Origin of the sequence: Paractinoplanes aksuensis (assembly GCF_024137025.1) — a bacterium.
GTDB lineage: Bacteria > Actinomycetota > Actinomycetes > Mycobacteriales > Micromonosporaceae > Actinoplanes > Actinoplanes aksuensis.
Map to the genome: position 1 here is coordinate 21,528 of NZ_JAMYJR010000020.1, position 7,174 is coordinate 28,701.

General features: G+C 70.5%; 7 protein-coding genes. 5 read left to right on the plus strand and 2 right to left on the minus strand.

The features are described from left to right. Nucleotides 1-36 precede the first annotated feature (36 nt). A complete protein-coding gene (locus M1L60_RS19085) occupies nucleotides 37-1,380 on the minus strand; it encodes a hypothetical protein (protein WP_253238796.1) in 1,344 nt (447 codons plus the stop codon). Between the two features lie 244 nt (nucleotides 1,381-1,624). Then, entirely contained in the window at nucleotides 1,625-2,281 is a 657-nt protein-coding gene (locus M1L60_RS19090) for a response regulator (protein WP_253238797.1), read from the minus strand. A gap of 221 nt (nucleotides 2,282-2,502) precedes the next feature. Here M1L60_RS19090 and M1L60_RS19095 point away from each other — a divergent pair, with 221 nt between their 5' ends. From M1L60_RS19095 to M1L60_RS19115, 5 genes are all read left to right on the plus strand, one after another. After that, nucleotides 2,503-2,994, plus strand: a complete 492-nt coding sequence (locus M1L60_RS19095; protein WP_253238798.1) for an AfsR/SARP family transcriptional regulator — start codon at nucleotides 2,503-2,505, stop codon at nucleotides 2,992-2,994. A gap of 88 nt (nucleotides 2,995-3,082) precedes the next feature. Beyond that, nucleotides 3,083-3,685 (plus strand): class I SAM-dependent methyltransferase, encoded by a 603-nt coding sequence (locus M1L60_RS19100; RefSeq protein WP_253238799.1) that lies wholly within the window; start codon nucleotides 3,083-3,085, stop codon nucleotides 3,683-3,685. A 69-nt stretch (nucleotides 3,686-3,754) separates the two neighbouring features. Then, complete coding sequence (locus tag M1L60_RS19105; RefSeq protein ID WP_253238800.1) at nucleotides 3,755-4,225, plus strand: MarR family winged helix-turn-helix transcriptional regulator; 471 nt, start codon at nucleotides 3,755-3,757, stop codon at nucleotides 4,223-4,225. Beyond that, the gene (locus M1L60_RS19110; protein WP_253238801.1) at nucleotides 4,222-5,952 is read left to right on the plus strand and encodes an MDR family MFS transporter; all 1,731 of its coding nucleotides are present in this window, start codon (nucleotides 4,222-4,224) and stop codon (nucleotides 5,950-5,952) included. Before M1L60_RS19105 ends, M1L60_RS19110 begins: the two co-directional genes overlap by 4 nt. A gap of 460 nt (nucleotides 5,953-6,412) precedes the next feature. Then, on the plus strand, nucleotides 6,413-6,727 hold the full coding sequence (locus M1L60_RS19115) for an antibiotic biosynthesis monooxygenase family protein (RefSeq protein ID WP_253238802.1): 315 nt from the start codon (nucleotides 6,413-6,415) through the stop codon (nucleotides 6,725-6,727). Nucleotides 6,728-7,174: the final 447 nt, after the last annotated feature.

A 7,174-nucleotide genomic window follows, 5' to 3' on the forward strand; every position in this document is an offset into this window, starting at 1 on the left:
CCGGCTTCGGCCGGGCGCTCCTTTTTTATTTCCGGATCAGCCGTTCTCGACAGTCAGCGCGGTGATCGGAGCACCGGCCCCCACGTCGTAGCGGTTCGGCACTGCCCAGTTCTTCGGCGTCAGCGTCGAGCCCGGCGGCACGTCCTTGATCGTCCGGTTGCCGGCCACCACGGTCTTGGCCCCGCCGTTCACCTTGACCCGCACCGGGCTGCCCGACGGCGACCTTACGACCAGCTTCTCGACCGCGCCGTTGACCTTGATCGGGACGGTGCCGTCGGGGCGGGCCAGGGTCAGCTCGGCCGTGCGCATGCCGCCGACCATCTCGATGCCGCTGACCTGGCCGCCGCTGAGATCGATGACCTGCTCCTCGGCGTAGCCCGAGAGCCGCACCGACCAGCGCACCTTGGCCGCCAGCACCACGTCGATCACGCCGCCGGTGCCGTCGCCGTCCTTGGTCACCTGCAGCTTGAGGTCGTCGTTGCGCAGCACCGGGCTGGGCAGGAAGCCCGCGTCCTCCGGGCTCGAGATGCGGTAGAGGTCGTCGCCGAGCTCGCCGATCGACAGGTTGACCCGGTTGGTCGCGGCCAGCATCTCGAAGCTGGCCTGGTTGCGGTTGTCGAGCGGGGCCGTCACCGTGCGCTTGCCCGACTCGCCCGCGCCGAGCTGCAGCACCGAGTCGAGGTCGTCGTTGTTGCCGGTGAAGTAGACGACGCCGACGATCCCGCCCGCGATCAGCACGACCAGGCTCATCAGGACGATACCGACGGTGACCGCGCGCGACTGGCGCGGCGGTTCGGTCACCGTGGCGGCGCGGGGCGGGGGCGGGGCGGACCGGCGGTCGGCGACCTCGGGGGCGCCGGTCGGCTCGTTCGCGTCGAGGAACCGGCGGAACTCCCCGGTGTCCGCGACGCGGCGCTGCTCACCGGTGTCACTGATCCGCCGCTGCTCACCCGTACGGTCGAACCGCCGCTGCTCACCCGTTGTGTCGAACCGCCGCTGCTCACCCGTCGTGTCGAACCGCCGCTGCTCGCCGGTGCTCTCGAAGGCCGGGCTGCCGAAGCCCGCGCCGGCGCCGGCGCCGGAACTGCCCGAGCCGAAGCCATAGCTGGCGTTGGTGACGCGTCGCACGGGAAGGTCGGACGGGGTCGTCTCGGCCGAAGCCGGGGCGGGCGCCGGGGCCGCGGGTGCAGCCGGCGACGTCGGTGACGCCGGGTGACGTACGGGAGAGATCGGCCCCGACGTGAAGCCGAAGGAGATGCGGCTGCCGCCGGGCGTGGCCGGCCCGTGGTCGGGCGTCGTCACCGCCGGGGTCTCGCCGGTCGTCGTTGTGCTGGTTGCGGTCTCACCCGTCGTGGTCGCCGCGGCGTCGCCGAACCACATCGGCGGATCGGTCGCCGGGCGAGCCGGTGGCCGCCGGTAAACGGTGTCGCGGGACCCGCCGCTAGGCGATCCCGGTGCCGACGGCTCGGCCACCGCCACATCGGACGGTGTCCCACCAGCCGCTGCTCGGTCAGCTGCTGTTCGGTCCACGCGAAGCCCTTCCCCTGACGGCGCCTTGACGCGCCCGCAAACAGGTACGGATTTCACGTCCTCCCGGATGAGTACCGAGCAGAACTACTTAGGGTTACTGCCGACCGGGTCGGACCAGGCCACGCCGGGTGGCGATCGCGACCGCCTCGAGCTGACTGTGGGCGCCCAGTTTGGCCAGAACGGCCTTCACGTACCCGCGGCAGGTGTGCAGGCTGATGCCGAGACGCCGGGCGATGGCTCGGGCGTCGAGGCCGGCCGCCATCAGCTGCAGCACCTCGTCCTCACGGGCGGTGAGGCCGCCGCCACGGGGACCGACCACCGGGCTGGTGCTGCGCAGCAGCCGGGCCAGGATGTCGGTCGACACGGTCATGCCGCCGCCATGGGCCGTACGCAGCGCATTCAACACGTCGCCGAGCGCACCGTTCTTCGACAGGAAGCCGGCCGCACCGGCCGCGGTGGCCCGGCCCACGAGCGCTGATTCATCGCTGGCAGTGAGTATCACCACACGTGTGTCCGGTTGGCGCACGCGAAGCAGTTCGGCGATGGCAATTCCGTCCGCATCGGACAAATCCGGGTCGAGCAGAATGACGTCGGGACGCAGCTCGGCGGCCAGTCGCAGGGCCTCGGCGCCGGTCAGCGCGTGGCCCACGTAGTCGAGGTCGGGCTGGCCGGCCAGAGCGTGTCCGAGCAGCTCGGCAAACGTCTGGTGGCCGTCGACGACGAGCACGCTGATCGCATCGCCGTTAGTCATGCGCCACCTTTCACCGATATCCGACCGTGGAATTCTAAGGAGTATCAGCTCTCATCTTTGCCGTACCAACAGGCTGGTGGTGCACCGCCCTGGTGCGGCTCCGGCGGTACACCCGACGATCGGTTGAGTCCGAGCGGACGCGATAACCAGTCTTTCGGGTGAGGTCACCCCCCGCATTGGGGCTTGCCGGTACGACTCCCTCACCAGCAGAGTTCCGAAACATGTTCGACATCCAGCTCTTCGGTCGTGTCGAGGTCCGGACCAGGGGCGTCGTCCTGGCCGGCACCGACTTCGGCGGCGACCACCCCCGGCACATCCTGGCCCTTCTCGCGCTGCGCGGCGAAATGTCCACCTCGGAGCTGGCCGGCCTGCTGGGAGAAAAGAAGAAGAGCGTCGAAAGCGACATGTCGGTCCTGCGCCGCAACCTGGAGCCCGAGGCCACGCCGCGCGACTCCGTCGTCCGTCGGGAAGCCGACCGTTGGTCGCTCAACCCCGAGCGGGTCCGGGTCGACGTCGCCCGCTTCGACGAGCTGGTCGCCGCGGCCCAGGGCCGCCCGGCCGACCGCGCCGTCAAACCGCTGACCGCGGCCGCCTTCCTGGCCACCCGGCCCCTGCTCGAGGACGAGAACGAGCCCTGGGCGGCCGAGGCCCGCGCCGAATACCGGGCCAAGCTGGCCACCGCCCGCCTCGACGACAAGACGGCCGTCAGCTGACCGGCTGACAAACCCGCACGCGGTGGGAACGCTGCGACACAGCCCAGCGCGCCGGACAGGAATCGGCGCGACGACGCAGAATCAGCGCGTGCCGACACCGACCACCGCGCTGCGCCCCCTGCCCTTCGTACCGGAAATCTCGCTCTTTCTGGCCGACTCGTCGGCGGGTCTGTTCGATGCCGCGGGCGGCGAGTTCCACAGCGACGAGCCGCCCCCGTTCTGGGCCTTCGCCTGGGCCGGCGGTCAGGCACTGGCCCGCTACCTGCTCGATCACCCGCACGTGGTGGCCGGTCGGCGCGTCCACGACCTGGCCACCGGCAGCGGGGTGGCCGCGATCGCCGCCGCCCGGGCCGGCGCCGCCGAGGTGGCCGCGACCGACCTCGACCCGGCCTCGGTCGCCGCCGCCCGGCGCAACGCCACCGCCAACAACGTCACGCTCCGCGACCAGCCGACCGACACGATCGACGTACTGCTGGCCGGTGATGTCTTTTACAGCCCCACCGTCGCCACCGAGATGACCCAGCGCCTGCGCGCGGCCCGCCGCCGATCGACGGAAGTGCTGGTGGGCGACCCTGGCCGCGGGTACTTCCCGGAACGGCTTTTCGAGCGGGTGGCGGAATACTCCGTGCCGGTACCCGCCGCCCTGGAGGAGACCGAGACGCTCATCACACTCGTCTGGCGGATGCGTTGATTTAGTTTCATCACCCACGTAGTTGTAGGCTGCACGCATCCTCCTCCCTCCTCTTTCCGGGGCCGACACGTGCGCGAATCAGACACCGGTGACGCCATTCCGCAACTCGCCGACGAACTTGTGCGGTTCCACCGGCTGACCGCCCGGGCCCGGGGCATGCTCAATGTCGGGGACCTGGGTGCGGAGTACTCGGCGCTGATGCTCCTGTTCCCGCTGCGCTACCGGGGCCCGATGCGGGCCACCGACCTCGCCGAGATCAAGCAGGCCGACCCGTCGACCATCAGCCGACAGGTCGCCCAGCTGGTCAAGGCCGGTCTCGCCCGCCGCGAGGCCGACCCCGGGGACGGCCGGGCGTCCCGGCTCGCGATCACCGACGCGGGCCTGGCGGCGGTCGGGCAGCTCGAGGAGCAACGCCAGGCCTGGCTGCGCGACGTGGTGGGCGGTTGGCCGCCGGGCCAGGCCGCCACGTTCGCCGGCCTGTTCTCAGAATTCAACAGCTCGGTCGAGGCCCGCCTCGCCACACCTCGGGAGAACCCGTGAGCAGTTCCGACTCCGCCGCCGCCGCGCCCGCGCGGGCGTCCACGGAATTCACCCACCGCCAGATCCTGACGATCCTCGGCGGCCTCATGATGGGCATGTTCCTGGCCGCCCTGGACCAGACGATCATGGCCACGGCCACCCGCACCATCGCCGACGACCTGCACGGCTTCGACATCCAGGCCTGGGCCACCACGGCCTTCCTGATCACGTCGACGATCTCGACGCCGCTCTACGGCAAGCTCTCCGACATCTACGGCCGGCGCCCGTTCTTCCTGTTCGCGATCGGCATCTTCGTCGTCGGCTCGTTCCTCTGCGGCCTCGCCGAGAACATGTACTGGCTGGCCGCCTTCCGGGCCATCCAGGGCATCGGCGCCGGCGGCCTGATGTCGCTGGCCCTCGCGATCATCGGCGACATCGTCCCGCCCCGCGAACGCGCCAAGTACCAGGGCTACTTCCTGGCCGTCTTCGGCACCGCGAGCGTGCTCGGCCCGATCCTGGGCGGCTTCTTCGCCGGCGCCGACCGCATCCTGTGGGTCGACGGCTGGCGCTGGGTGTTCTACCTGAACGTCCCGATCGGCATCGCCGCCATGGTCGTCGTGGCCCGGGTGCTCCACCTGCCCCACCAGCGGATCAACCACCGCATCGACTGGCCCGGCGCCCTCGCCCTGATCGTCGGCCTGGTGCCGCTGCTGACCATCGCCGAGCAGGGCCGCGCCTGGGGCTGGGACTCGGGTCGCGCTTTCCTCTGCTACATCATCGGCGCGGTCGGCCTGATCGCGTTCGTTCTCGCCGAACGGGCGTACGGGGACGAAGCTCTTCTCCCGATCCGCCTGTTCAAGAACCGGACGATCGCCGTCGGCGCCACCTCCAGCACGATTCTGGGTATGGCCATGTTCGGCGGCCTGATGACCGTGCCGCTGTACCTGCAGATCGTGAAGGGCGCGTCGGCCACGGCGGCCGGCCTGCAGATGATCCCGTTCGTCCTCGGCATCATGTCCGGCTCGATCATCTCGGGCCAGCTGATCGCCCGCACCGGCCGCTACCGCATCTTCCCGATCATCGGCAGCACCCTCATGGTCGCCTCGCTGGCCCTGTTCGCCACGATCGGCGCCGACACCCCGCTCTGGCGCGTCATGCTGATCATGGTGCTGATGGGCCTCGGCCTGGGCGGCAACATGCAGCCGATGATCACCGCCGTGCAGAACGCTGTCTCCCCCCGCGAGATCGGCGTGGCCACCAGCTCGGTGACGTTCTTCCGCTCGATGGGCGGCACGCTGGGCACCGCGGTCTTCCTGTCGGTCCTGTTCAACGTCCTGCCCGGCAAGATCGGCAGCGCGTTCACGCAGGCCCAGGGCACCCCCGAGTTCCAGGCCGCCCTGGCCGCCGACCCGTCCCAGGCCCGCGTGCTCGAGCAGGCCACCAGTGGCGACGCCCTGAGCGACACGTCGTTCCTGAGCCGCCTCTCCGACGTCGTCGCCCACCCCTTCAAGGTCGGCTTCTCCGACGGCATCCAGGTCGTGTTCCTGCTGGCCCTGGCCGTCATGGTGATCGGCCTGGTCGTCGTCTTCTTCCTCCCCGAGATCCCCCTCAGCATGCGCTCGGCCCAGCAACAACGAGCCGACGACATCCTGGCCGCCGAAAACAGCATGGGCGTCCCCGGCGAGGTCGGCGCCGGCCCCCTCACCGACGAGGAAGTCCACACCCCCAACCGCCCCCCATCACACTGACCCACGCCTCCGTGCCGGGCACCCACGCCTCCGTGCCGGGCACCCACGCCTCCGTGCCGGGCACCCACGCCTCCGCAGGTGCACGACCACCCGCTCCACATCTCGCCGCGGACTGGTCGATCACCCTCGGCACGCGTGACGCACGGCTCCACCCCGCGGCCCGCCTGATCGCTTCAGGCGGGCCGCACCCGTCTGCCGACCCCGATCCAGCGCCCTGCGGCCTCCCCGCCCCAGCCCTGGCGTAGCAACCTCCAGCCTGTGCACCGGCCCTTTCTCCTTGCCGCCAGGCGGCACAGCAGCCTCAAAACCAAGCCGGATGTCGTAGCGGGGTAGGTGGTACAGACCGTGACTCGAGGGCGCAGGGCGGGCCGACACAAAATCTCCGCGCCGGGAAGCGACGTAATCCACAGCGTTATCCACAGGGCGGATCGGGCGCTTGGCGGGCAAGTAGCGTTGGCGCATGGCTGTTGTGAAGATCAACGCGATTGACGTTCCCGAGGGCGCAGGGCCCGAGCTCGAGGCCCGCTTCGCCGCGCGCAAGGGCGCGGTCGAGAACTCGCCGGGCTTCCTGGCGTTCGAGTTGCTGCGCCCGGTCGCCGGCGAGACCCGCTACTTCGTCTACACCCGCTGGGAATCCGAGGAAGCGTTCCAGGCCTGGTCCAACGGCAACGGCAAAGCCGCCCACGCCGGCGAACGCGCCCGCCCCGCCGCCACCGGCGCCAGCCTTCTCGAATTCGAAGTGATCCAACACGTCGAAAAACCCACCAACACCTGACTCGAGCCGTACGCGCACCGCCCGCCCCGCAACCCGCACCGCCCGCCCCGCAACCGGCAGCGCGAGCGGCCCCGCGACCTCGTAGTCATCCGTTCCGGCTACCAGTCGTCGCAAACCACCACAGCGATCAGCGATTCGGTTCCAGCTGTCGCCGCCCACAGCGGCCACGCGTCGAGGGGCCACACCGCCCAGCGTTTGCCGGCGGCTACGCCGATCGAGCGGCGCAAGCGGTCACGCTGTCAAGGGTGGCGGGATGCCCGGCGGTCAGGCGGTCAGGCGGTCAGGCGGTCAGGCGGTCAGGCGGTCAGCCACAGCATGGCGGTCGAGACCAAGCCGCTGGGCGGTGACGGCCTCGACTCCATCGCCTGACCCAAGCCCCGCACCCACCCCGCAATCAGGCGTTGCGGGCGGCCACAGCGATCAGGCGGCCAGCCACAGCGTCACGAT

Excerpts from the sequence above, each read along its gene's own strand:
- M1L60_RS19085 (WP_253238796.1), bottom strand. The coding sequence starts at position 1,380 with ATGTGGTTCGGCGACGCCGCGGCGACCACGACGGGTGAGACCGCAACC.
- M1L60_RS19090 (WP_253238797.1), bottom strand. The coding sequence starts at position 2,281 with ATGACTAACGGCGATGCGATCAGCGTGCTCGTCGTCGACGGCCACCAG.
- M1L60_RS19095 (WP_253238798.1), top strand. The coding sequence starts at position 2,503 with ATGTTCGACATCCAGCTCTTCGGTCGTGTCGAGGTCCGGACCAGGGGC.
- M1L60_RS19115 (WP_253238802.1), top strand. The coding sequence starts at position 6,413 with ATGGCTGTTGTGAAGATCAACGCGATTGACGTTCCCGAGGGCGCAGGG.